General features: G+C 53.2%; 17 protein-coding genes, 12 tRNA genes and 3 rRNA genes. 4 read left to right on the plus strand and 28 right to left on the minus strand.

The features are described from left to right. Positions 1–137: 137 nt before the first annotated feature. From VK70_RS19645 to VK70_RS19665, 6 genes are all read right to left on the minus strand, one after another. A complete protein-coding gene (locus VK70_RS19645; RefSeq protein WP_025695690.1) occupies positions 138–560 on the minus strand; it encodes a phage tail assembly chaperone in 423 nt (140 codons plus the stop codon). Between the two features lie 106 nt (positions 561–666). Next, entirely contained in the window at positions 667–1125 is a 459-nt protein-coding gene (locus VK70_RS19650) for a phage tail tube protein (protein ID WP_025691980.1), read from the minus strand. A 1-nt stretch (position 1126) separates the two neighbouring features. Then, on the minus strand, positions 1127–2449 hold the full coding sequence (locus VK70_RS19655; protein ID WP_025695691.1) for a phage tail sheath family protein: 1323 nt from the start codon (positions 2447–2449) through the stop codon (positions 1127–1129). Further along, a complete protein-coding gene (locus tag VK70_RS28425) occupies positions 2449–2625 on the minus strand; it encodes a hypothetical protein (protein WP_155986910.1) in 177 nt (58 codons plus the stop codon). The genes VK70_RS19655 and VK70_RS28425 overlap by 1 nt, the downstream gene beginning before the upstream one ends. After that, positions 2622–3035 (minus strand): phage tail terminator family protein, encoded by a 414-nt coding sequence (locus VK70_RS19660; RefSeq protein WP_025695692.1) that lies wholly within the window; start codon positions 3033–3035, stop codon positions 2622–2624. Before VK70_RS19660 ends, VK70_RS28425 begins: the two co-directional genes overlap by 4 nt. Before the next feature lie 527 nt (positions 3036–3562). Continuing rightward, entirely contained in the window at positions 3563–4072 is a 510-nt protein-coding gene (locus VK70_RS19665) for an ArpU family phage packaging/lysis transcriptional regulator (protein WP_036640611.1), read from the minus strand. A gap of 284 nt (positions 4073–4356) precedes the next feature. On the opposite strand from VK70_RS19665, the gene VK70_RS19670 reads away from it, so the two are divergent. Beyond that, on the plus strand, positions 4357–4797 hold the full coding sequence (locus VK70_RS19670) for a transcriptional regulator (RefSeq protein ID WP_025695694.1): 441 nt from the start codon (positions 4357–4359) through the stop codon (positions 4795–4797). A 36-nt stretch (positions 4798–4833) separates the two neighbouring features. Then, entirely contained in the window at positions 4834–5247 is a 414-nt protein-coding gene (locus VK70_RS19675; RefSeq protein ID WP_025695695.1) for an ImmA/IrrE family metallo-endopeptidase, read from the plus strand. A 160-nt stretch (positions 5248–5407) separates the two neighbouring features. Here the strand turns inward: VK70_RS19675 and VK70_RS19680 are convergent. The 15 genes from VK70_RS19680 to VK70_RS19750 all read right to left on the minus strand — a co-directional run bounded on the left by VK70_RS19680 (position 5408) and on the right by VK70_RS19750 (position 11675). After that, positions 5408–5481 (minus strand) — tRNA-Gly (locus VK70_RS19680). Between the two features lie 11 nt (positions 5482–5492). Then, positions 5493–5566, minus strand: a tRNA-Pro gene (locus VK70_RS19685). Between the two features lie 9 nt (positions 5567–5575). Next, positions 5576–5652, minus strand: a tRNA-Arg gene (locus VK70_RS19690). 6 nt (positions 5653–5658) lie between these two features. Then, a tRNA-Gly gene (locus VK70_RS19695) sits at positions 5659–5733 on the minus strand. A gap of 7 nt (positions 5734–5740) precedes the next feature. Continuing rightward, positions 5741–5824, minus strand: a tRNA-Leu gene (locus tag VK70_RS19700). A 14-nt stretch (positions 5825–5838) separates the two neighbouring features. Further along, a tRNA-Lys gene (locus tag VK70_RS19705) sits at positions 5839–5911 on the minus strand. Positions 5912–5982: 71 nt separating this feature from the next. Continuing rightward, positions 5983–6057 (minus strand) — tRNA-Gln (locus VK70_RS19710). A gap of 52 nt (positions 6058–6109) precedes the next feature. Next, a tRNA-Val gene (locus VK70_RS19715) sits at positions 6110–6185 on the minus strand. A 65-nt stretch (positions 6186–6250) separates the two neighbouring features. Beyond that, positions 6251–6325: transfer RNA gene (locus VK70_RS19720), tRNA-Glu, on the minus strand. 9 nt (positions 6326–6334) lie between these two features. Continuing rightward, positions 6335–6410 (minus strand) — tRNA-Thr (locus tag VK70_RS19725). A 1-nt stretch (position 6411) separates the two neighbouring features. After that, positions 6412–6487: transfer RNA gene (locus tag VK70_RS19730), tRNA-Asn, on the minus strand. 10 nt (positions 6488–6497) lie between these two features. Further along, positions 6498–6614, minus strand: a 5S ribosomal RNA gene (gene rrf, locus VK70_RS19735). A gap of 129 nt (positions 6615–6743) precedes the next feature. Then, positions 6744–9672, minus strand: a 23S ribosomal RNA gene (locus VK70_RS19740). A gap of 234 nt (positions 9673–9906) precedes the next feature. Next, positions 9907–9982, minus strand: a tRNA-Ala gene (locus VK70_RS19745). Positions 9983–10120: 138 nt separating this feature from the next. Continuing rightward, a 16S ribosomal RNA gene (locus VK70_RS19750) occupies positions 10121–11675 on the minus strand. Together the 16S, 23S and 5S rRNA genes with 12 tRNA genes alongside form the textbook arrangement of a ribosomal RNA operon. 492 nt (positions 11676–12167) lie before the next feature. On the opposite strand from VK70_RS19750, the gene VK70_RS19755 reads away from it, so the two are divergent. Then, a complete protein-coding gene (locus VK70_RS19755) occupies positions 12168–13424 on the plus strand; it encodes an MFS transporter (RefSeq protein WP_025696923.1) in 1257 nt (418 codons plus the stop codon). A 146-nt stretch (positions 13425–13570) separates the two neighbouring features. Here the strand turns inward: VK70_RS19755 and VK70_RS19760 are convergent, their stop codons facing one another. The 4 genes from VK70_RS19760 to VK70_RS19775 all read right to left on the minus strand — a co-directional run bounded on the left by VK70_RS19760 (position 13571) and on the right by VK70_RS19775 (position 18169). After that, on the minus strand, positions 13571–15454 hold the full coding sequence (locus VK70_RS19760) for a transglycosylase domain-containing protein (RefSeq protein ID WP_025696922.1): 1884 nt from the start codon (positions 15452–15454) through the stop codon (positions 13571–13573). 26 nt (positions 15455–15480) lie between these two features. Continuing rightward, positions 15481–16212 carry a hypothetical protein gene (locus VK70_RS19765; RefSeq protein WP_025696920.1) on the minus strand — a complete coding sequence of 244 codons (732 nt, stop codon included), beginning with the start codon at positions 16210–16212 and terminating at the stop codon, positions 15481–15483. Positions 16213–16297: 85 nt separating this feature from the next. Continuing rightward, the gene (locus VK70_RS19770) at positions 16298–17437 is read right to left on the minus strand and encodes a sensor histidine kinase (RefSeq protein WP_025696919.1); all 1140 of its coding nucleotides are present in this window, start codon (positions 17435–17437) and stop codon (positions 16298–16300) included. A gap of 24 nt (positions 17438–17461) precedes the next feature. Then, a complete protein-coding gene (locus tag VK70_RS19775) occupies positions 17462–18169 on the minus strand; it encodes a response regulator transcription factor (RefSeq protein WP_025696918.1) in 708 nt (235 codons plus the stop codon). 169 nt (positions 18170–18338) lie between these two features. Here VK70_RS19775 and VK70_RS19780 point away from each other — a divergent pair, with 169 nt between their 5' ends. Next, complete coding sequence (locus tag VK70_RS19780) at positions 18339–19607, plus strand: molybdopterin-dependent oxidoreductase (protein ID WP_025696916.1); 1269 nt, start codon at positions 18339–18341, stop codon at positions 19605–19607. A 103-nt stretch (positions 19608–19710) separates the two neighbouring features. On the opposite strand, the gene VK70_RS26700 is transcribed toward VK70_RS19780, so the two are convergent. The 3 genes from VK70_RS26700 to VK70_RS19795 are packed head-to-tail and all read right to left on the minus strand — an operon-like array spanning position 19711 to position 22784. After that, positions 19711–20823: a hypothetical protein gene (locus tag VK70_RS26700; RefSeq protein WP_046723649.1), complete on the minus strand. Its 1113-nt coding sequence runs from the start codon at positions 20821–20823 to the stop codon at positions 19711–19713. Positions 20824–20838: 15 nt separating this feature from the next. Then, entirely contained in the window at positions 20839–22071 is a 1233-nt protein-coding gene (locus VK70_RS19790) for an ABC transporter permease (RefSeq protein ID WP_025697356.1), read from the minus strand. Beyond that, positions 22068–22784: an ABC transporter ATP-binding protein gene (locus VK70_RS19795; RefSeq protein WP_025697354.1), complete on the minus strand. Its 717-nt coding sequence runs from the start codon at positions 22782–22784 to the stop codon at positions 22068–22070. The genes VK70_RS19790 and VK70_RS19795 overlap by 4 nt, the downstream gene beginning before the upstream one ends.

Below are 22784 nucleotides of genomic sequence, written 5' to 3' on the forward strand. Positions count from 1 at the left end.
CTTATCCACTCGGACGGCGATCATCGCGTAGATGGCGGCCCGTTCGCGGACGGAGAGCGCCATAAGCTCATGGGGCAAAATATGCAGCTCATGGAGGGCGTAGTAGGCCAGATTGGCCTCTCCGTCGCCCTCGTTAATCAGTTTTTTACTTCGTCCACCAATTCGTTCATATCGGTGCCGAAGCCATTAAGCGCCTGCACCCGCTCGCCGAGCGCGGCGAATTCGCCGGGCAGAAGCATTTTGCGCAGCAGCGCCTCCGCGCCCAGTACGCTGTAAGAGCGCTGCAGCTCCGCATTTTTCAGATCGGGATATACGACGCTCGCCGTCATCAGCTTGGCCATATAATCATTGGCGTCAATTTCCGGCGTGTAGACACCGTTCTTGCCTTTGATCTTCCGAGTCGCCGCCTTTCGGCATTCCTGATTCTCGTCCTCCGTCATGCTGCGCAGCTTCCAGGCCGCAGGCTTACCGTCCTTATCTTTAAAGCGCGTGGATACGATAAATTCCTCGGTCGTGTCGCAGTCTACATTTTGTGCAAAAAACAAACTAAATTCACTCATTTTCCAATCCTCCTATGATTATTGTGGCCCACAGAGGGCAGGAGCCAGCGCCATAGACGCCGTCCTCCCCCGCGAGCGAATTCACATGATGCGTATAAATTCCGGCTTAAGACGCCGAACCGAACGGCTTGCCAATCTCTACATCCTCGAACGTGAAGCTGACCTCTTCCTCCAGCGCATCCGACTCGGTATCAAGCGAAGCCATAATGACGCTGTCGAGGTTGACGCCCTTCAGATTGACCCGCTGGGCGCCGATGCTGGACGAAGGGTCCTCGTTGATGACTTCGATATCGAAATACTGGTCAACCCCCGTATTCATGTAATCGAGCATCATTTGACGGAAACGGCTGGTCATATAAAAAATAGTCATCGAACCGCTTCCCGACCACCCCGTCGCTTTATGCTGGACGCCGCGGCGGCCCAGCGTTTTGACTTCCGCTTTTTGCTTCTCGACCGTAGCCTCCAGCTTTTTCACATAGAACATCTCTTCGATTTGGGTGCCAATCACCGCATAAGCGCGGCCTTCCTGACCGGAAATCGTGTCGCTAGCTTTCAAGAACGCCATCTTAAACCACCTTCACTTTCAGATATACTTTTTCTACCGAATCCACCGGTTTTACAGCCGTTTCCAGTACTACGCTATCGCTGTCGACGCCGGCAACGACGGAAATATCCGTCTGCGCGTTGAAGTTCTCAATGGCTCCGATATCCTGGAGATCGTTCATATAGGCAGCGCACTGCGACCAGAACAGCGCACGTCCGTCCTCATTATTGGATACTTTGCCCACAAAGTAAGTTTCAAAAATACGCTTCAGATCAACCGCGATACCGTCCAGCACACGGAGAACCCGGTTCTTCGAGAAAGCCTTGTCTTTTGCCGGTGTGAACGCCGTAAGCGTATTGATATCCTGCTCGACCACCGCCTTTGTGCCGTTGTAAGTAAAGAGCAGTTCACCATTGAGGAGCGCCGCCGTCGTCTCGGAATGGCTTAAGCGGACATCGGCATCCACCGCATCGTCATAGGCCTGATAGGTCAGCGATTCGTTCACTGCGGCCGCTGCGGTCGCTCCCGCTGTCCATGCCACCGCATTCGTCTTGTCCACAACGGTTCCATCGCTTAGGATAACACCGTTTTTCACGCTGATGACTCCTTCGTAACCGGCGGTAGCGTAATCGGACACAACAGCCTGCACCTTCTTACCCTCGGAATCGCGCAGCCGTTTCACATAAGAGGTGTAGAGGGCTTTAAGCGAGTTGTCCTGCGAGATCAGGCCGACCGTTTGAAAATCCTGCACCTCCAGCGCGGTCAGAAAATCACTGTGGTTCTGATTGGTCACCGTCCCGTTGCTTCCGCCCGTAAGCGGAATTCCGGCAGACGCTGTCAGTCCCTCCGACCCGTTCGCCGCGAACGTAACATAGACGTTATCCAGCAAATCGGCTGCGGTCGCGACCGTCTGTCTGTCCACTTCCGTTCCGTCAAGCAGCGTCTTTACATCGAACTTGGCCGGGTCCTCGATATTGCTTGCAATCACGACCGACAGATCATTGCCGCGTTCTCCGCCATATTGAGCGGTTGTCTTCAACCCGCTGGCTGTTGCCTCTGCTTTGACGCCGGTATTCAGGCGGTACAGCAGCAGCTTACCCGCACGCTTGAGCGTTTCGCGCACCGGAAGCAGCGCCTCATGCGTCCAGTCATATCCGAGCAGCTTCGCGATATCTGCCTGAGGCGTAATGCTGATGATTTCACCGGCAGGCCCCCAAGAGAGCGCCAGAGCCAGTGCGGCGGTGCCGCGTTCTCCCATTTTTCCGATTGCGCCCGATTGGGATGACACATTCACATACACCCCGGGACGCACCTTGTTTTGCGTTGTCCATGTTCCTCCAGCCATTAGATAACCTCCTTCGTTAAAAAGAGCTCCAGCTCTTGTCTAGCCTGTTCCAGCGTATAGCTTTGATCCTGCTGCAAAATCACGTCAAGCACATCCTTTTCCCTTGGCGTAAAAATCGCCGACTCCAGGATCTGGGTTTTGCCGAATACGATATTGTTCTCAATCATTGCGCTCATTTTAATCTTCCTTCCTCTGTGAATTGACCCATTCTCACTGCTTCAGGACGCTCGCTTTGCAGGTACAGCGAATACTCTGCCGTGAACAGAGCCGCTTCTGCTGCCGCTCCGGCCGTCCAGGTCTGCCGTACACTGCGGTAGCTCACCCCGTCTCCTTCTACGAGGGTAAGAGCATCGCGCAAAGCGTCCGCCATAACCTCCGCCTCCGATACCGGAACACCTTCATAGCGGACACCGAACCGGTACACCGCCGCATATCGGTCTTCCCGCTGCCGGTCATACGCCGCCGAAACCAGAAACAGCCGAAAGCCCGGCGTCTGCGGCGGATCGTCACTCGAAATAACGGGAATGTCCGCAAAACGCTGCTCCAGCGCAGCCGTAATGCAGCTCCGCAAATGCTGTACAGACATTAGTGCCTTCCTTTCTTGAACCCGGCCGTCAGCCGGTTATTGCCGATCTTTTTCTGCACCCCTATACTTACCTGTGCCTTCATCCCCTCCCGTCTATCCCGATAGGCAAAACGGACATCATCCCTATGGATGACATCCGTTTGTTTAGGCAATGACCGAAAGAAACTTTCACCGCTATCTTGGCTCTACAGGTGTATCTGCGGCTTTGGCTGAAGCATTCATGCTCCTGCGGTGTTCTTTCGCTTCATTTGCCATGGTATAATCATATCTCCTTTTTTAGCGCATGAAGACGGCGTTCAGGCGAAGTTCGGAAGAAGATTGAGATGAAAAAAGACGCTTTTTCGGCGGCGAATAAATCTCTTCTTATTGAACCCTTCAAAGGGTTCAGATCGTCACGAGACAGTTCTGTCCCTATCTGTCGTGGGCGCAGTCATTTGAAAGGAGCACACGGTAAGACAAAAAGGAGACCGCCCTTTCGGGCAATCTCCTTCCGCTTACTATTAATTATGGTGACTTGTCTTGGCCTATTATCGGATATTCGACAGTACGCCGGTGTTTGCCTTTTTCGTTTTGGACGCCGCTTTAAGCATCGGGCCCAGCGACAGCATGTTCAGCTCCTTGAAAGCGAGAGCCATTTTATAAAAAGCGCGCGTCCGGATTTTTACATAAGTATCCTTGCTAATGGGCGGGTCGAATACATGATTGTACACCGTATAATCGAATACCTCATCCCTTCGCAAATACCTTTCGCGAACCAGCTGCTGTTCCCGGCTGTCCAGTCTCTCTACCACCGATTCCACAGCGGCACAGTACGCCCTCCGGGCGGCAGGCACGTCCACATTATGCGCAGCGAGCGAAGCGGTCGGATCTGCAATAACATGCGTCGGTCCATGAAAACGTTCCGTGTAAGAATACGTAGTGGAAGCCTCTCTGGCCTCAAAAGTAATCGTTTTGAAAATCCGGTATTTCTCCAGCATGCTTTCAATCGCTATTTGAGTTTGGCGCCGGTCAAGTTCAGGCAAGGAAGATAGATTCATCATCGTGTAGCGCTCCTTTAACGGTTTTCTAGAAATTTGTTTCAGATGCAAAAGAAAAATGTGGTAGAATATTCTGTGTTCGCATCTTGTTCGTATTTTTCTATAATATACCACCTCGCATTGGGTTTCGTAAAATCCGGTTTTCAGCCATTTCGCACCGATAATCGCATAATAACTCCCATTTCCTTGTCTTATGGCAAAATGTCCATTACTTTATTTACCTTTTGGCAAAATTAGATTATAGTAATATTAGCAGACAATTGAATGCCAAGGAGTGTTACGGGATGGAACATGAGTTTGGATTATATTTAAAACGGCTGCGCGAGAGCAAAGGTCTTACCCTTAGCCAATTGGCTGTGGCGGCCGGCATCAGCGGTTCACAGATCTCACGGATCGAGAACGGGCTGCGCGGCGTACCTAAGCCGGCAACCTTGCGCAGACTGGCAGAAGCCATGAATGCCTCCTACGAAGAGCTTATGGAACGGGCAGGATACTTACAGGAATATGAGCAGATGGCTGAAGCGATACCGGAATGGGCGACCAGCAAAGACAAGCGCGATTTTAAAAAGATGCTGGAGGATGACGGAGAGCTGATGTTTGACGGAATTCCGCTTAACAAAGAGGACAGACAACGAATAAAAGACGTGCTGACAGGCTTATTCTGGGAAGCCAAGCAGATGAACAAACGAAAGCCAACTCCCAAACCAGACAAATCGGATAATTAATGCCCTTAAACAATACCTATGCTGCAGGTGAAGAAAATGGATGAACTGGTCAAAAAGCTAATTAAAAAATATAAAACCAACTGTCCGTTTGAGCTATGCCGGGCTCTAGGTATCCATGTCCGATTTATGAACCTGGGCGAAGGAACCAAAGGGTTATACTATCGCAAGCTTCGCAGACGATTTATTGTCATTCATAATGAGCTGTCTTTGGAATGGCAGCGATTTGTTTGCGCGCATGAATTGGGCCATGACCGGCTGCATAAAGGCATTAACCGGTTCTTTTTGGAGGAGAGCTCTTATTTCGCCCCGGGCAAGCTGGAACGTCAGGCTAATCGGTTTGCCGTTCTCTTGTTAAGCGCCGCGGCCTCTCCCGAGCAGGATGAATCTTTGGAGAGTTATTATTCACGTTTAGGCATCCCGCCGGAAGTCGGCCTTTTTTTAGAGCCTTAAACCAAACATATATTCTCATCATATTAATTACCTCTGAAATAAATAGACACCCTTGCTGCTGTTAACAGCACTATGCAGCTTAGGCAAAAACAAAAAAACTCTTACCAAAGTAAGAGTGTCTGTTCTACATGAATAGTTGCTTATGTAGTTATTTTAAAACTGGAGCGGGTGATGGGAATCGAACCCACGCTATCAGCTTGGAAGGCTGAAGTTCTACCATTGAACTACACCCGCAAAGGTGAAAATCGGGATGACACGATTCGAACATGCGACCCCCTGGTCCCAAACCAGGTGCTCTACCAAGCTGAGCTACATCCCGTTAATATAATGGCGCGCCCTGAGAGATTCGAACTCCCGACCTTTTGATTCGTAGTCAAACGCTCTATCCAGCTGAGCTAAGGGCGCAAAATATGGAGCGGACGACGGGAATCGAACCCGCGACCCTCGCCTTGGCAAGGCGATGCTCTACCGCTGAGCCACGTCCGCATTTAAATGGTGCGCGTGGAGGGACTTGAACCCCCACGTCAAAGACGCTAGATCCTAAGTCTAGTGCGTCTGCCAATTCCGCCACACGCGCAAGTTACTTAAAAGTGAGCCATGAAGGACTCGAACCTTCGACACCCTGATTAAAAGTCAGGTGCTCTACCAACTGAGCTAATGGCTCGCGTAAGATGGGGTCCCCGAAATGTACTCGGAATCATCATCTAAGCTTCACTTCACTTTTTGAGGGTGAAGTGGCTGGGGATATAGGATTCGAACCTATGCATGACGGAGTCAAAGTCCGTTGCCTTACCGCTTGGCTAATCCCCAATAATGGATACCTATATAATGCCCATATAATCCTCAAATATTAAGAAGGATATGGTGGAGGCTGAGGGGATCGAACCCCCGACCCTCTGCTTGTAAGGCAGATGCTCTCCCAGCTGAGCTAAGCCTCCATATGTGGCAATCCACTTGAGTTAATTAAACCTGCGGGGCTCTCAACCCCAAAAACTAATGATAATGGTGACCCGTAGGGGATTCGAACCCCTGTTACCTCCGTGAAAGGGAGGTGTCTTAACCCCTTGACCAACGGGCCGAGCAGATATGGAGCTCTCAACCGGGATCGAACCGGTGACCTCATCCTTACCATGGATGCACTCTACCTACTGAGCTATGAGAGCATGGCTCCCCGAACAGGACTCGAACCTGTGACAACTCGATTAACAGTCGAGTGCTCTACCAACTGAGCTATCAGGGAATGGTTGTCCGCTTGGCAGCGTCCTACTCTCCCAGGACCCTTCGGTCCAAGTACCATCGGCGCTGGAGGGCTTAACGGTCGTGTTCGGGATGGGTACGCGTGGAACCCCTCCGCCATCGCCACCAAACGGCAGGCCTCAATCGCCTGAAAACTGGATCGAAACGAAACATTGCGTCTTACCCCTTCAGTTCCCGGGGTCCCCGAAAAGTATTCGGCATACTCTTCGAAGCCTCCGCTTCACTTTTTGGGGTGTTTTTTGGATAAGCCCTCGACCGATTAGTATTGGTCAGCTCCACACGTTGCCGTGCTTCCACCTCCAACCTATCTACCTCGTCGTCTTCAAGGGGTCTTACTAACTGGGAAATCTCATCTTGAGGGGGGCTTCACGCTTAGATGCTTTCAGCGCTTATCCCGTCCGTACGTAGCTACCCAGCCATGCTCCTGGCGGAACAACTGGTGCACCAGCGGTACGTCCATCCCGGTCCTCTCGTACTAAGGACAGCTCCTCTCAAATTTCCTACGCCCACGACAGATAGGGACCGAACTGTCTCACGACGTTCTGAACCCAGCTCGCGTACCGCTTTAATGGGCGAACAGCCCAACCCTTGGGACCTACTTCAGCCCCAGGATGCGATGAGCCGACATCGAGGTGCCAAACCTCCCCGTCGATGTGGACTCTTGGGGGAGATAAGCCTGTTATCCCCAGGGTAGCTTTTATCCGTTGAGCGATGGCCCTTCCATGCGGTACCACCGGATCACTAAGCCCGACTTTCGTCCCTGCTCGACTTGTAGGTCTCGCAGTCAAGCTCCCTTCTGCCTTTGCACTCTTCGAATGATTTCCAACCATTCTGAGGGAACCTTGGGACGCCTCCGTTACGCTTTAGGAGGCGACCGCCCCAGTCAAACTGCCCGCCTGACACGGTCCCCGTACCCGCTTAGGGTACCAGGTTAGAACCTAGATACGATCAGGGTGGTATCCCAACGGCGCCTCCACCGAAGCTGGCGCTCCGGCTTCCAAGGCTCCCACCTATCCTGTACAGATCGTACCCAAGTTCAATATCAAGCTGCAGTAAAGCTCCATGGGGTCTTTCCGTCTTGTCGCGGGTAACCTGCATCTTCACAGGTATTAAAATTTCACCGGATCTCTCGTTGAGACAGCGCCCAAGTCGTTACGCCATTCGTGCGGGTCAGAATTTACCTGACAAGGAATTTCGCTACCTTAGGACCGTTATAGTTACGGCCGCCGTTTACTGGGGCTTCGGTTCACAGCTTCGGGTTACCCCTAACCGCTCCCCTTAACCTTCCAGCACCGGGCAGGCGTCAGCCCGTATACTTCGCCTTGCGGCTTCGCACAGACCTGTGTTTTTGCTAAACAGTCGCTTGGGCCTTTTCACTGCGGCCCCCTCGGGCTATTCACCCTACCGAGGCACCCCTTCTCCCGAAGTTACGGGGTCATTTTGCCGAGTTCCTTAACGAGAGTTCTTCCGCGCGCCTTAGAATTCTCTTCTCGCCTACCTGTGTCGGTTTGCGGTACGGGCACCTTCTCCTGGCTAGAGGCTTTTCTTGGCAGTGTGAGATCATGACCTTCGCTACTACAATTTTCGCTCCCCATCACAGCCTGGCCTTGCGATGCGCGGATTTGCCTACACATCAGCCTCACTGCTTGGACGGACATCCATCAGTCCGCGTCACTACCCTCCTGCGTCCCCCCATTGCTCGATAACGGATTACGGTGGTACAGGAATATCAACCTGTTGTCCTTCGACTACGCCTGTCGGCCTCGCCTTAGGTCCCGACTGACCCTGAGCGGACGAGCCTTCCTCAGGAAACCTTGGGCTTTCGGCGGATCAGATTCTCACTGATCTTTTCGTTACTCATACCGGCATTCTCACTTGTGTACGCTCCAGCTGTCCTTGACAGTCAACCTTCAATGTATACACAACGCTCCCCTACCCCTGATGCAAGCATCAAGCCATAGCTTCGGTGGTGTGTTTAGCCCCGTTACATTTTCGGCGCAGAGTCACTCGACCAGTGAGCTATTACGCACTCTTTCAATGGTGGCTGCTTCTAAGCCAACATCCTGGTTGTCTGTGCAACTCCACATCCTTTCCCACTTAACACACACTTGGGGACCTTAGCTGATGGTCTGGGCTGTTTCCCTTTTGACAATGGATCTTAGCACTCACTGTCTGACTCCCGGCGACAAGTAGATGGCATTCGGAGTTTGACTGAGCTTGGTAACCCTTGCGGGCCCCGCACCCAATCAGTGCTCTACCTCCATTACTCTTAATCACCGAGGCTAGCCCTAAAGCTATTTCGGGGAGAACCAGCTATCTCCGAGTTCGATTGGAATTTCTCCGCTACCCCCACCTCATCCCCGAACTTTTCAACGTTCGTGGGTTCGGGCCTCCAGTGCGTGTTACCGCACCTTCACCCTGGACAGGGGTAGATCACCCGGTTTCGGGTCTACGCCCACGTACTTAAGCGCCCTATTCAGACTCGCTTTCGCTGCGGCTCCGGCTCCTCGCCTTAACCTTGCACGTTAAACGTAACTCGCCGGTTCATTCTACAAAAGGCACGCCATCACCCCTAAAATGGGCTCTGACTTCTTGTAAGCACACGGTTTCAGGCACTGTTTCACTCCCCTTCCGGGGTGCTTTTCACCTTTCCCTCACGGTACTGTTTCACTATCGGTCGCCAGGGAGTATTTAGCCTTGGCAGATGGTCCTGCCGGATTCATACGGGGTTTCACGTGCCCCGCACTACTCGGGATCCGTCTTGGAGGGAACGACTTTTCAGCTACAGGGCTTTTACCTCTTCTAGCGGGCCTTTCCAGACCTCTTCGCTTAAACCGTTCCTTTGTAACTCCATGTAAGACGTCCCACAACCCCGAAGAGCAAGCTCTTCGGTTTAGGCTGTTCCGCGTTCGCTCGCCGCTACTGACGGAATCACTCTTGTTTTCTCTTCCTCAGGGTACTTAGATGTTTCAGTTCCCCTGGTCTGCCTCTATCCACCCTATGTATTCAGATGGAAGTGACTGTGCATTACCACAGCCGGGTTTCCCCATTCGGACACCCCCGGATCAAAGCTTGCTTACAGCTCCCCGAGGCCTTTTCGTTGTTCGCCACGTCCTTCGTCGGCTCCTGGCGCCTAGGCATCCTCCGTGTGCTCTTAGTAGCTTAACCAACGCTCCGATTTTCGTTTGTTTGCTCATCTTGTTTGAATGGCCGCTTCCGGATGACTCCGTTCGCTTTCGCCCTTCAAGCCAAAAGTCGCTGCACAAACCGAAAATCTTCGCTTTCAGTTAGCTCATTCAACTTGTTTGACACAAGTTTCAGCTAAAAGATGTTCTAAAACGCAATTTTCGTTTCGGTATCCAGTTTTCAAGGATCAAGACATAACAAATAGATGAAGTTTGTTGGTGGAGCCAAGGAGGATCGAACTCCTGACCTCCTGCTTGCAAGGCAGGCGCTCTCCCAGCTGAGCTATGGCCCCGCAAATTCCATCAAAACCGAACAAATGGGAACACGTTAGTTCAAAGCTTTGCGAAGCAAAGCTGCTTCGAAAGCATAGGCTTAGAAGCTTACACTTCCGTATTTGAATGTTTCCGCTGCGGGAAACGATTCTCCATAGAAAGGAGGTGATCCAGCCGCACCTTCCGATACGGCTACCTTGTTACGACTTCACCCCAATCATCTACCCCACCTTCGGCGGCTGGCTCCCTTACGGGTTACCCCACCGACTTCGGGTGTTGTAAACTCTCGTGGTGTGACGGGCGGTGTGTACAAGACCCGGGAACGTATTCACCGCGGCATGCTGATCCGCGATTACTAGCAATTCCGACTTCATGCAGGCGAGTTGCAGCCTGCAATCCGAACTGAGACCGGCTTTATAAGATTGGCTCCGCCTCGCGGCTTCGCTTCCCGTTGTACCGGCCATTGTAGTACGTGTGTAGCCCAGGTCATAAGGGGCATGATGATTTGACGTCATCCCCACCTTCCTCCGGTTTGTCACCGGCAGTCACTCTAGAGTGCCCAGCCTTACCTGCTGGCAACTAAAGTCAAGGGTTGCGCTCGTTGCGGGACTTAACCCAACATCTCACGACACGAGCTGACGACAACCATGCACCACCTGTCTCCTCTGTCCCGAAGGCCTACGCTATCTCTAACGTATTCAGAGGGATGTCAAGACCTGGTAAGGTTCTTCGCGTTGCTTCGAATTAAACCACATACTCCACTGCTTGTGCGGGTCCCCGTCAATTCCTTTGAGTTTCAGTCTTGCGACCGTACTCCCCAGGCGGAGTGCTTACTGTGTTAACTTCGGCACCAAGGGTATCGAAACCCCTAACACCTAGCACTCATCGTTTACGGCGTGGACTACCAGGGTATCTAATCCTGTTTGCTCCCCACGCTTTCGCGCCTCAGCGTCAGTTACAGCCCAGAAAGTCGCCTTCGCCACTGGTGTTCCTCCACATCTCTACGCATTTCACCGCTACACGTGGAATTCCACTTTCCTCTTCTGCACTCAAGCTGTCCAGTTTCCAGTGCGACCACAGGTTGAGCCCATGGTTTAAACACCAGACTTAAACAGCCGCCTGCGCGCGCTTTACGCCCAATAATTCCGGACAACGCTTGCCCCCTACGTATTACCGCGGCTGCTGGCACGTAGTTAGCCGGGGCTTTCTTCTCAGGTACCGTCACTCCTTAAGCAGTTACTCTTAAGGATGTTCTTCCCTGGCAACAGAGCTTTACGATCCGAAAACCTTCATCACTCACGCGGCGTTGCTCCGTCAGGCTTTCGCCCATTGCGGAAGATTCCCTACTGCTGCCTCCCGTAGGAGTCTGGGCCGTGTCTCAGTCCCAGTGTGGCCGTTCACCCTCTCAGGTCGGCTACGCATCGTCGCCTTGGTGAGCCGTTACCCCACCAACTAGCTAATGCGCCGCAGGCCCATCCCTTGGTGACAGATTGCTCCGCCTTTCAGCCTCCTAGCAGGAGCTAAGAGGAATTATCCGGTATTAGCTACCGTTTCCGGTAGTTATCCCAGTCCAAGGGGCAGGTTGCCTACGTGTTACTCACCCGTCCGCCGCTAAGTTGATCAGGAGCAAGCTCCATCACAACTCCGCTCGACTTGCATGTATTAGGCACGCCGCCAGCGTTCGTCCTGAGCCAGGATCAAACTCTCCAATAAAGATGCTGCAGCGCAACATCGGCTGAATAGGAAATCGATCCAACTCGGCTGAGCGGATAATTTCGTATTCAGATATCGATAGAGCGATTCGCTCAATTTGAAACTGACGATTCATTTAGATGAATCATTTATATTAACGTGTTCCATTTGTTCAGTTTTCAAAGAACTTGCACCCGGCATTTTGAATGTTTCGTCTCATGCACAGGAATTATAGAATAACACATTCTCTTTCGTTCGTCAACTCTTTTTTTCAATCATGATTTTCAACTTCATCACAACCTCGCGAGCGACAAGAAATAATATATCATGCCTAACTCCAACTTGCAACCCTTTTTTTAAAATAAATGATTTATCTTTCACGCAAAGGTATTAATCGGTCTATATCTCATAGTTTTTGTGGAATGTTCATTGCAGTGAGACAGTAAAACGAGTTATCGTAATCTCATCGAGTGCTCGGCTTATTTCCCGGCTTATTTATAGAAAGGAGCTGTTATGAGAAATCAATCAACGTCAACCATATCACAGGTAAATGTGGCAGCCGGAGAGCAGCGCAATCTTCAGCAGGCCACGATCTACCGGATTCTGCTGGCCGTCGGTTTCGTCCACCTGTTCAACGATTCCATTCAGGCGGTTATCCCGGCTATTTTTCCTATCCTTAAGAGTAATATGCTGCTCTCCTTTGCCCAAATCGGATGGATTGCGTTTGCGCTCAACGTTACGTCCTCGGTTATTCAGCCGGTTATCGGCTATGCCGCAGACCGCCATCCGCGTCCGATCCTGCTTCCGCTCGGGATGGGCAGTACTTTAACGGGTGTTCTGCTGCTGGCCTATGCCAATAATTATGCCCTGGTGCTGCTCTCCGTTATTCTGATCGGGTTCGGCTCGGCAACCTTTCATCCCGAAGGGATGCGCGTGGCGCATATGGCGGCCGGTCTTAAAAAGGGCTTGTCCCAATCCATTTTTCAAGTTGGAGGCAACGCGGGGCAGTCGCTCGGTCCGCTGCTGACAAAGTGGATTTTTATCCCGTTCGGGCAGATTGGCGCTTTGGGCTTTACGATCATTGCAGCCGCCGGTGTCGTGGTGCAGACCTATGTGGCCCGGTGGTACCGGGAGATGCTGGATGCAGGCTACACGTTCAGCAAAAAAACCGCGTCGCGCGCAATGGACCCCGCCAGAAGGAAACGCATTTTGAGGGCAACAATCGTTCTGGTCTTAATCGTCTTTGTTCGTTCATGGTACGGTCAGGCCATCGGAAGCTACTATGCATTCTATCTAATGGAAAAATACGGTCTGGTGCTGGATAGCGCACAGAACTATATTTTTATGTACTTAGCTGCCGGAGCGCTGGGCACTCTCTTCGGAGGCCCGCTGGCAGACCGGTTCGGACGGCGGAATCTCATCCTCTTTTCCATGGTCGGAACGGTTCCGTTCGGGCTTGCGCTCCCGTTCGTAGGGCAATTTTGGGCAGGCGTGCTGCTGCTGATCGGCGGATTTATCCTGCTGTCCAGTTTCTCGGTCACCGTCATTTATGCGCAAATGCTGTATCCCGGCAATATCGGCACCGTCTCCGGGCTTATTACCGGACTGGCTTTCGGCCTTGGCGGCATCGGCTCGCTGTTCATCGGTCGCATGATCGATATGGTCGGTATCACCCATGTCTTCATTGCTTGCGGCTTCCTACCGCTTCTCGGCCTGCTCGCTCTGCTTCTCCCAGGAGACCGCAAGCTAGAGGAATGGGCGGCGGAATAAGCCATGGGAAGCGGAACCGCCACAAGGAGGCTCATGGCTCCTTTTTAAAGGGAGGATGAGCCTTTTCAAGATAAGCGGCATTTTTGATGTCCCGGCATGAAAAAGGAGGGGGCATGAAAACTGGGCGCATTAAGGCTTATCAGAGCCTATCGCCGCGCCTGATGTAAGGCCGGTTCCATAACTCTGGCAAATAAGGCGGCTGCCATGCCGCTGCCTGCGGTCATATAGTTATCCTTGTCGGTTCGGTCGAACCCTATCCACACGGCGGCCGTCCATTCCGGCGTATAGCCGACAAACCAAATGTCACGATTCGCCTTCTGACCGGTTCCCGGCAGATCCAGTTCCGTCGTGCCGGTCTTTCCGGCGACCGGTCGGTTTATTCGCGCTTTTATGCCTGTACCGTCTTGGACAACGGTCCGCAGCATGGTGGTCATTTCCCCGGCAGTTCGAGCCGAAATCACCCGGGAAGCAGCCGGAACATGTTCATACAACACGGTTCCGTTACGGTCTGTAATTCGGCGTACGGTATAGGCTTCCCGATAGATGCCGCCGCCTGCGAACACACTATAGGCTTGAGCCATCTTCAGCGGAGATACCCCTTTATGCAGCCCGCCAAGCGCTATCGACAGGTTATTATCCTCATCGGTTAAATCGATGCCAAGCCTGGAAGCAAACTGACGCGCATAAGCAAGGCCCGTCTGCCTTAGCAGCCATACCGCCGGGGCGTTGGCGGATTTGCGAAGCGCCGCACTCATCGTTAATTGTCCCGCATAGGCGCTGTTTATATTTTGGGGCCGGTAGCTTCCATAAGCGTACGGTCGGTCGGGCAGCACGCTCTCAGGCGCGAACCGTCCGCTCTCCAGGGCGGGGCCGTAAACAATAATCGGCTTAAAAGCTGAGCCAGGCTGGCGGGCGTCGAGTACGGCCCGGTTCAGATCTCCTTCGCGGGGATTGCGTCCGCCGGTCATAGCAACGATCTCGCCGTTATGGTGGTCTATAATGACCATGGCGGCTTCCGCCTTGCTGCCCTTACCATCCGGAGGAAAGAGTTCCTTCCTCGAAAAAGCCTTCTCCAACGCCGCCTGGGCTCCTTTGTTCATCGCGGTTTCAATTATATACCCTCCCGTTCGAAGCTTATTCACCGGTATGCCGGTTACACGCGACGCTTCGCTGAGTGAGGCCTGCATATAAGAAACGGCCGACGGTCCGTATTCAGCTTCTTCGGGCGGCTCATACTTGCCGACGGCTGCCTCCCTCATTTCGCCCTCGGTGATTAAACCTTCGCGCCGCATGATGCCAAGAACAACTCTGCGCCTTTCCAGCGACCTCTCGGCGTTATCTGCCGGATTATAAACGGAAGGCCCTTTTGGAATTCCCGCCAAAACAGCAATCTGCCAAATCTCCAGCCGATTCAGGTCAGAGACACCGAAATAGCGCTCTGCCGCAGACTTTACGCCATACATCCCTCTCCCCATATAGATTTCATTCAAATACAGCTCCAGGATTTCATTCTTGGACAGATGCTTTTCCAGAGCGACGGCGATGGAGGCTTCATTAAGCTTGCGAAAGATCGTTCTGTCTCTGTTCAGATAGAGACTGCGGGCAAGCTGCTGTGTAATGCTGCTCCCTCCCTCGGAAAGTCTCATCCGAGCGGAATTGTTCACGGCCGCCCGAAGAATTCCTATGTAATCAAGACCATTGTGGTTATAAAAGCGCTTGTCCTCAACGGCAATAAACGCCTTGATCAGAAGCTCAGGCATTTCCTGCAGCTTGGCCGCTTGTCTGTAACCGGAGCCGGGTAAAGGAATCCGGCCGATACGCATGCCGTCCGAAGCCGCGATGACGCTGGATTCGGGAAGAATCAGATGATCCGAATGACGATGAACAGTATATCTTCCGTAAACGAACATATATATGAGCGCCATTAGTCCCAGTATTACAGCGAGTACTCCCGCGTCAAACAGCCTGCACAGGAAGCGGAGAACACCGATGCGCCAGCTCTGAAATTCGTGGTTACGGGGATATGGCATTCCTCTCCAAACGGCGAATATTTTCTTCATGAGACAATCAGGCTTTCAAGCGAGCGTTCCATGTCCAGCAATTCCACTTGAACCGATTCCAGATGGGCATATAAAGCACTCTTCCGGTCGGGGACCTCTAATTCCGCTGCCGACAGTTCTCGAATTATTCTTCTCGTTCTTAGGACGAGAGCGATAGCCTCCCCGCTGATCCAATCCGCCGTCTCTCCGCATCCGTCCTTCACGCCGCCTGACGGCTTCGGGCAACGGGAAGAGTGCGGCGCCGGGGCTACGGATAAGTACGAGCCGGACGGTTCGGGCGATCGCGCCGGAACCACCGACGGGCGGGGACCCTGCAATTCAGGTGAACACGCCGGCGCCGATCCGTTTCTGCCGATTCGCTGCAAATTAGCAGCGATTTCCCCTAGTTCTCCTCCGGAGCGCACGGTGACTTCCGAAATTTTGCCGCCTTCCGCCAGTTCCTCCGATGCCCGCAGGAGCACCTTCATGTCACGGGCTATCATTTCGGATCGTAGCATATATAGAAGGCCGAAGCATGTTAAATACAAGATGACGGATAAAGGTGTCCGCCCAACAACATTGATGACCCCATTCGACAATCGGGTGAACAGGGCATCCGGTTCCGGCGAATAATATGTATACAGCAGGGCAAACATCCGGCGGACGACAAACAACAGGACGCCGCTCAGCAGAGCGCATCCGCCGGTGATATATAAATAGCCGAACCGCACCGTATACAATCTTTTCATGGCTTTTTCCTCCTCGCATTCAGGCAACTGCCAACCTAATGCTAAAGGATAGCGGCTAAATCTTAAGAACCGCCAAGGTCTTTTCTTAAGATTTTCTTAATATTGGTTCGGGCGTCCCTTCCTCACATAAGGGGAATCGGGTAATAAAATCAGTCCGGCTCATATCGCTTTCTGCGGAAATGACGCCGTTGTGACGCTCAATAATCCCTTGGGCGATGGCGAGGCCCAGCCCCGACCCGCCGGTATGCTGCGAACGGGAGCGCTCAGCCCGGTAAAAGCGTTCAAAAATATGCGGCAGATCGCTTTCCGCGATCCGCTCGCCGAAATTGCGGATTCGCACCACCGCTTCATCGCCTTCCCGGCTGAGTCCGATCTCCACTCTCTTGCCCTCTTTTCCATAGCGGATTGCATTGGTAATTAAATTCTCATAGGCCCGGACAAGCTCATGGGGGGAAGCCATGATCCACAACCGGTCGGCGTTATCCTCTATTCGATAAGTCATGCCAGCCTGCTCCAGCGCGGGAACCGATTCCTCCGCCAGTTGGCGCATAAACGCCTTCAAATCAAGCTTTTGCAGCGCCAGCGTCAGTCCTCCGCCGTGCACACGGGTATATTCGAACAAGTCGTCAATCAGCTTTTGCAGCACCAATGTTTTCTGATAGGCAATGCTGACATAGTAACGCATCTCGGCTTCTTCCCGGCAGCGATCGCGCTCAATGTATTCCAGAAATCCGAGGATTGAGGTAAGCGGAGTCCGAAGATCATGAGACACACCCGTAATCAGGTCGTTTTTCGCATTTTCCGCCCTTCGTTCCTCCTCCAGAGAGTGCTGTAGACGCTTGGCCATTTCGTTGATATTTTCAGCCAGCACCCCCAGTTCGTCTCCTGTACGGACCTCGATTCTATGCGCCATCCCTATTCTGGTCATTTGCTGAATGCCCTGTGTAATTTCCTCCAGGTACAAGACGATTTTACGTGTATAAATAAAAAAGAAGAGCAAAAAGCTGGCAATTCCCACCGTCGTCAGTAAAGGAACGGAGCCAATGTGGTTAATGATCCACCGGAGAATCCGGCGGTATGGAGCATTCGGAGGGCCCGAGTTCATATAAACCATTGAGTTCACCAACTGGTAGCAGGCTGTCAGCAGCGCCGCCGCCGTCACACTGCTAAGCACAAAAGCCAGGATAAACTTCCAGCGGATCGTTGCGATAAATTTGCCGTTCATAAGGGTGTCCCTCCTTTCCTCTCTCTAGGATGGACCATCCAGCTTATAGCCGACTCCCCAGACTGTTTGAATATAACGCGGGCGCTTCGGATTAAGCTCGATTTTTTCCCGGATATTGCGAATATGTACCATTACCGTGTTCCCTCCGTCAAGAAAAGGCTCGTTCCACAGGCTGCGATAAATCTGCTCCATGCTCAGCACTTGACCCTGATGACGGGCCAGCAGCTCCAGAATAGCGAACTCCCGGGGTGTCAGCTTAACCCTTTGGCCATCCACGCTGACCTCATGCTTCGCGGTGTCGATAAGCAAATCCTCGAACTGAAGCTCATGATCGCTTTTGCGGGCGGAGAAATCCTTGTTCCATTTATGATAGCGGCGAAGCTGGGATTTGGCCCGGGCCACGATCTCCAGCGGATTGAACGGCTTGCCGACATAATCGTCCGCGCCAAGGCTGAGACCTGTAATTTTGTCCATGTCGGTATTTTTGGCGGACAGCATAATAATCGGCATTTTCCGAGCCTCGCGAATTTTCAGGCATGCGGTAATCCCATCCATATGGGGCATCATGACATCCAGAATGATCAGATCCACCTCTTCCTGCTCCAGCCATTTCATGGCCTCCAGGCCGTTGTAAGCTTTTAGCAGCCGATAACCCTCATTGTTAAAATAAATCTCAAGCAGCTCAACAATTTCTTTCTCGTCATCTACCAGCAATATCGTTTCCTGCTTCACAGTGGGCAGCCTCCTCTTGTGCCATAGCAATTACCTTCTTCAATCTTACCAAAAGCTAGGGAGGTTCGCCCTTTGGATCTGTGTCCAAGTATTATTCAACGTCCGTTTTTTGCGTTACAATTAATTAAAACTTGAAATATCCCAGGACTCTGGGACGGGAGGAAGCACAATGCTAAAACAATCGCTGGCGCGCATTCGGAAAGGCTATGGGAAAAAGCTGGTCTCCATTCACGCATGGAACGCCTGGCTTGTGTTGTTCTTGGCTGTAAGCGGTCTGATGCTGCTCGGCGCTTTTTGGCGGGAATGGCTGGGGGAAGGCAGAGTCTGGCTAAAATGGGGGCATATCCTGGCCGGGCTGGCCCTGCTTGTTCCGGTTATTTATTACCTGCTGCTGGCGTCCAAGCACTGGAAACGGCTGAAGGGGAGACCCTCGCAAAAAGCAAATGTCATCACGGTGCTCACGCTGCTGTTCGGCTGGATTGTATCGGGGATTGTGCTTTGGCAGTATAAAGCCTTCGGTCCGCAGGCGGCTAATGCCGCGCTGCTGGCGCATGATCTCTTCACCTGGATTGGACTGCCGATTATTATTTACCATTCGATTACCCGAACCCGCTGGCTTAAAGAACCGGATAAGCGGTCGATTCGGCCGGAGCAGGAAATCAAAGACGCAGCAGTTCCCAATAAAGTGGAAAAAGGGCACGCGCAGCCTCAGCCCATCTATACGCGGCGCGGATTTCTCAAAGTTGCCGTCGGCGCAGGGCTGGCCGTTACGCTTGGGCCTACCTTTGTCCGCTGGATGGGCCGGTCGCTGCAGCTGCCTTCAGCGGGAGAGTGGCCCGCAGCCAATGCCAACCACCTTCTACCCGACCCCGTTCCGCTGCCGCAGTCTTCCCCGCCGATCGGCGGAGGCGCTGAAGGGCATTTCCGAGTCTATACGGTGACGGATATCCCCTCTTTTGACAATTCCAATTGGTCTTTCAAGGTTGACGGTCTGGTGGACAACAAGCTGAGCTGGAACTGGGAGCAATTCGTCAAGCTCCAGCGGGAGGTGCAGGTGAGCGATTTTCACTGCATCACAGGCTGGTCGGTCTATAAAAATACATGGGAGGGCATCCCGCTTACGAAGCTTATGGACATGGCCGGTGTGCAGAGTACAGCCACAAGCGTCAAATTTTATTCGGGAGACGGCGTTTACACCGATTCGCTGACCCTGGAGCAAGCGCGGATGGACGATGTGCTAGTCGCCGTTATGCACGACGGCAAGCCGATTACAAGTGAACTGGGCGGTCCCGTACGGCTTATCGTTCCGCAAATGTATGCCTATAAATCGGTGAAATGGCTCAACCGCATTGAGCTGATCAAAGGCGAGCATGTCGGCTACTGGGAACAACGGGGATACGATATCGATGCCTGGCTGCCGGGGAAAGTGAAAATATAAGACCAAACGATAGGCACGAAGCTTGAAAAGTCTTACATTTCAAAAAAAGGCTTGTCCGCAAGAAGATCTCTCTCCCCGGACAAGCCTTCATGTAGAACCAGTGCTACTCCTTAATCTCCTCAAAGGATGCATCGTACAGCCGGAACATCGTCTTATATCCCGACTCGTCGATCTTAATCCCCACCTCAAGCCGTCCCGTCACCTGCAGCGGACCCGATTTATGCCTCAGCTTAACATCGTCCGGCACAAATACAATCATAATCTTGTTCCAGTACGTTTCGTCGCCGTTGTCAAAAGGACATTCGGCTCCAGGCTGAGGGATCAGCAGGAACCAGTTCTTCTCGAAGGAAAGCACCTCGCCCATAAAGCCTTTGATGGTCACTGTGCTTTTGCTCTCGCTGAGGTCCCAGAAACGCTCCGACGGCCGGGTCTGGTCGCCCCCGTCAAAAAATTCCGACCAACCGATCTTTACCGTACCTGACGGGTTCCCGTCATTCGCACTTTTGGCCGCCTCTTCTCCGGCATTCCCCGGAGCAGCGGAGGCCGTCGCTTCCGTCTTGCCGCTGTTGTCCGCATAAGCGGACGGCGAAGGCGAAGCGGAGACCGGCTTCCGCGTAGGGGAAGGAGCGGCGGAAGCAGACGCGTTCCGGTTAGAACCGGGCGGCTTGGCCTCGGCGCTTTGGGCGGGAAGAACCGCTGGCTTGGAGCTGGCAATAGCCTTCTGCCCTTCCGAAGAAGGCGTTGCTTCGGCCGATTTTGCCGCTGGCGCCGAATCCGAAGCTTCTGCCTTAGGAGCCGGGGTTGGCTTCGTATCCGGTGTAGCCGGTGTAGCCGACGCCGATGACGCCGGGGATGGCGCCGCAGAGCCGGGAGCAGCGGTAGTGGAGCCCGGGGATGGTACGGCAGAGCTGATAGCGGCGGTAGCGGCACCCATGGATGGTACGGCAGAGCTGATAGCGGCGGTAGCGGTACCCGGAGAGGATGCAGCGCCCGGTGAAGCCTTCGGCGAAGCGGAATTTAAGACAGCGGCGGAATCCCCCGCTGCCTTCCTATCCCCGTTCACCTGGGAATGATCTTGTTCTTCAGCAGATACCGAGGTGTTCTGAACCGACGAAAACGAAGACGCCGACGTCTCTTGCCCATCTTTGCCGCATGCGGACAGCAATAGGGCAAGGCACACAGCCGCAGCGGTCAGAAACTTTTGTCTTGTCTTCATAAGGCAGCCTACCTCCTAAGATTTAAACAAAGCGAGCGGGTGAAGCCGGTACATCCGGAAGGCGGGAATCAGCGAGGCGAGCAGCCCGATCGCAATCGTTCCCGCAGCAATCCAGCCGTGATCGGCGTTCCACAGATAAGGGTTGATTCGGACTCCCGCTTTGGCAAACAATACTTCTCTAAAGATCAGCGCGGCCAAGTGTCCCGCAAGAAAGCCTGCGGCCAGTCCTGTCAGCGTCAGGATCATGCCTTCACTAATAAGCGTCATCCATACGTAGCTCTTCGGCTTGCCCAGCAGCCGCAGCAGACCGGCGTCTTTGGTGCGCTCTCCGGCCGCGGCGATCAAGGACAGCAGAATCGTAATCGCGGCAAGAAGCACGCATAGACCGGCCAATATTTCGACTAGCTGTGAGCCTTGGTCGACCGCGTTTACCACATCCGACACCGCCTTGCTTGTATAAGCCGCCTGAACTCCGCTATTGCCATCAAGCGTCTGCTTCAGATTATGAGCGCCAAGCAGAGTTGACGGCTTAACCAGAACGGCCGTAATTTCACGGTCCTCCCCTTGAAGTTCATGAACTGCCCAGGCATAATCGACGGTCGTGAATACCGCTCTGTCATCCGGTGTGTTCAGCACGGGCAGGATGCCTGTCACCGTATATAAAAAGCCTTCATGCGAATGTTCTTCCGTTTCCCCTTCACCGGTGTGGCCCCCGGTCTCCTCTTCGCCGGAATGATGCCCCTCTTCCGCCACAAGTCCATGGGCACCCGTGAACGTATCACCCACATGCAGACTGAGAGTTTGGGCAACATGCGATCCGACAACCGCTTCGCCCGTCTTGGCATACAGCGCGCCTTCTTTCAGTGTGCGGTCGCCGTACCGTGTCAGAAAATACTCCGGATCGATGCCGACTACCGGAAAGCCGTTGTAATTATCCCCGGTCGTCATAGCATACGCCTTGTCCACGCCTGAATCGCTTCGCGCCTGGTCCAGTACGCTTGCCGGAATGTTCCCGGTAGGTGCGCCGATATGATAGAACGTATTCAGTACAAGCTGGGTTTCGCTTCCCTGTGCGCCAAGGACGAGATCGAACGGACCGTATCCTTTTTCCGCCCCCTGCTCGACACTGTCCCGGAAAAGCGAAAACAAGACGATAAAAGCGACGGTCGCCCCGATCGCGCAGACGGTAAGAAAAGAGAGAAAAAGCCGATGGCGGATATTGCGCAGCGACAATGAAAAAAGATTCATCCGTTGCTTACCTCCTGTGCGCCGCCCCTTCCGGCTTGATGCTCCGAATGCTTCCGAACACGGTTCAGCTCCCTTATATCCAGACATTTCGGAAAGCGCTCCGCCATGTTCAGGTCATGCGTGACGACAATCAGGGTCTGCTGCCCGGAAGAGCTCAGATCGAGCAAAAGCCGCGAAATTTCATCAGCGGTCTCCCAGTCCAGACTGCCGGTGGGCTCATCCGCAAGCACGAGCGGCGGATTATTCACAAGCGCGCGGACAATCGCTACCCGCTGCTGCTGACCCCGGGACAGCTGGGAAGGCATATGCTTCGCCCGGTCCGGCAGGCCTACTCTCTCCAGCCACTCGGAGATGAGCGTCTTCCTCTGCTTCGCCGGCATGCTGGCGTTAATTGCGATTTCGATATTCTGACTGGCGGTAAGAGATGGAATCAGATGGAAATCCTGCAGCACATAACCGATGCTCCGTGAACGCAGCCGATCCCGCTGGGCCTCCGTCATGGTATGCAGAGGCTGACCCCCCAAGTGAATTTCCCCCTTGTCCGGTACCGCAATTCCGCTGATTAAATGGAGCAACGTGCTTTTACCGGACCCGCTGGTTCCGGTAATCGCCACCTTTTCACCTTTTTCCACCTGCCAAGAAGGAATATCCAGAATCGGCAGACTGCGTCCGTCAATTCGGAAGCTTTTGTTCAGGCCGGAAATTTGCAGCAT

Origin of the sequence: Paenibacillus durus ATCC 35681 (assembly GCF_000993825.1) — a bacterium.
Classification (GTDB): domain Bacteria; phylum Bacillota; class Bacilli; order Paenibacillales; family Paenibacillaceae; genus Paenibacillus_AQ; species Paenibacillus_AQ durus_B.